Source organism: Thermodesulfitimonas sp. (genome assembly GCF_052743955.1).
Genome location: NZ_JBRAIN010000039.1, coordinates 8,462 through 10,789, shown reverse-complemented (window position 1 = coordinate 10,789; position 2,328 = coordinate 8,462). Strand labels below are relative to the sequence as shown.

The window sequence follows — 2,328 nt, the reverse complement described above, 5'->3', positions numbered from 1 at the left end:
TTCTTGTAGAATTGGGTTGAAGGGATTATAATAAGCTTGGAAATAATTGTCCCGCCGGCTTGCTTTTTTGGTAAAAAATGAATAACCGGCAAGGAGACGTTGTATACTACTCGACGTTGTATACTACTCATAGTAAGTAAGCCGCAATTAATCCGTCCAGGAAATTCAAACTCAAGGAGGTAAAATCATGAAGGCAACAGGAATTGTTCGGCGTATCGATGACCTGGGTAGAGTGGTGATACCCAAGGAGATACGGCGAACCCTTCGGATCAGGGAGGGCGACCCTCTCGAGATCTTTGTGGACCGTGACGGCGAGGTGATTCTGAAGAAGTATTCACCCATCGGGGAATTAGGTGATTTTGCTAAGGAGTACGCCGACTCGCTCTACGAGGCGGTAGGGCACATCGCCATGATCGCGGACCGGGATACGATCATTGCCGTTGCCGGCGCGGCAAAGAAAGAGTTTCTCAACCGGCCGATAAGTTCGGCGGTGGAAAAAGTAATGGAGGGGCGGCGCCCGGTGGTGATCAACTGTCCGGAGGAGGACCCATTCTGCGCTGGCTGCCTTACGGGGGAGAACGGGGAGTGCAATTTTACCGCCGAGGTAATTGTGCCTATTATTGCGGAAGGTGACCCGATCGGCGCGGTGATTTTGGTTTCGCGGGAACCTGGCGTAAAGATGGGGGAGCTCGAATTGAAATTAGCAGAAACGGCTGCCGGTTTTCTGGCAAAGCAGATGGAACATTGACTTCAAACGGCGAGCGGCGGGCGTAGACTACACTTTAAGAGGTGAGGTTGAAAAGGCAAGATTATGGCCGCATACCAGATAACTATTTGCGGTCTCGGACCCGGGAGCTGGGAAGCTCTCCCCGTCGGTGTGCTTACTACCTTACGCCAGGCGGGGGTTATTTTTTTACGCACTGAGCAGCACCCTGTAGTGCCGAGGCTAAAAGCAATGGGTCTCACCTTTACCAGTTTCGACCGCTTTTACGAAGAAGAAAAAAGCTTTACCGCTGTTTACCAGCGCATCGCGGCGACAGTCCTATCTGAAGCAAAGGTTCACCCTGTCGTTTACGCAGTTCCGGGGCACCCGCTGGTAGCCGAAGAACCAACCCGCCTGATTATGACGGGGGCAGCGGCGGCGGGACTTAACGTCCAACTCCTACCGGCGATGAGCTTTCTTGAGGCCGTTTACGCGGCTTTATCCCTTGATCCTGCGGCGGGTATGGTAGTTCTCGATGGCCTTAGCCTGGATCCCAAACTTGTCTATCCGCACCTTCCGGCGGTGGTAATGCAGGTTTATAATCGTTTGGTCGCCTCCGAAGTCAAGCTTTTCTTCATGGATTACTACCCCGACGCCCACCCGGTTACGGTGATCCGGGCGGCCGGTGTACCAGGCGAGGAGAAACGGGCTGATCTTCCCCTGTATGCACTTGACCGATTGCCGTGGCTTGACCATTTAACTACTATATATCTTCCTCCGGTCAAGCGGCGGCGCCCGCCTTCTTATTCGGTAGCGCCGCTCGTCCGGATTTTAGCCCAGCTCCGCAGCAAAGAAGGATGCCCCTGGGACAAAGAGCAGACGCACGAAAGCCTGAAAAAGTATCTCCTTGAGGAAACCTACGAGGTTTTAGAAGCGATTGATGGCGGCAACCCGCACAATCTCTGCGGGGAGTTGGGAGACTTACTACTACAAATTGTCTTCCACGCTCAGATTGCGCGGGAGGCCGGGCAGTTCGACTTTGCCGATGTCGTCCGGATGATTACTAGGAAAATGGTTTACCGGCACCCTCACGTTTTCGGCAACAAAGAGGTGAAGGATAGCGCTGAGGTGCTGGTTAACTGGGAGCGTCTGAAAAAAGAAGAGAAGCCGAACGCTACCTTCGGAAGCGTGACGCGGTCTTTACCGGCGCTCCTGTACGCTACTAGGGTGCAAGAGAAAGCTTCCCGGATTGGTTTCGACTGGAATGACTGGCGCGGAGCGATGGACAAGGTTCTCGAAGAGGCTGGCGAACTGAAAAAGGCGGTAGCAGCTGCTCAGGGCGTTGGCGGCGAGATTGGCGATCTTCTTTTCGCGGTGGTCAACGTGGCTCGTCTCCTGGGGGTAGATGCGGAGGACGCCCTGCGGCAGAGCACCGCGAAGTTTATCCGGCGGCTGGAGTATATCGAAGCCCGGGCCCGGGAGAAGGGTCTGGAGTTCAAGGATCTCGACCTATCACAGATGGATACCTGGTGGGAAGAAGCTAAGCGCCTCGAGGTCAAAAGAAAAGGGTAAGAAAAGGGTAAAATATGACATTAATTGGTATTGCTTTCATAAATAAGCTGTTG

General features: G+C 53.6%; 2 protein-coding genes. Both read left to right on the top strand.

Features of this window, described 5'->3' with window-relative positions:
- The first annotated feature begins 187 nt into the window (after positions 1 to 187).
- Positions 188 to 748 carry a stage V sporulation protein T gene (gene spoVT / locus ACUVTA_RS04860; protein WP_445951847.1) on the top strand — a complete coding sequence of 187 codons (561 nt, stop codon included), beginning with the start codon at positions 188 to 190 and terminating at the stop codon, positions 746 to 748.
- A 63-nt stretch (positions 749 to 811) separates the two neighbouring features.
- The gene (gene mazG / locus ACUVTA_RS04855) at positions 812 to 2,275 is read left to right on the top strand and encodes a nucleoside triphosphate pyrophosphohydrolase (protein ID WP_445951846.1); all 1,464 of its coding nucleotides are present in this window, start codon (positions 812 to 814) and stop codon (positions 2,273 to 2,275) included.
- The last annotated feature ends 53 nt before the right edge of the window (positions 2,276 to 2,328 follow it).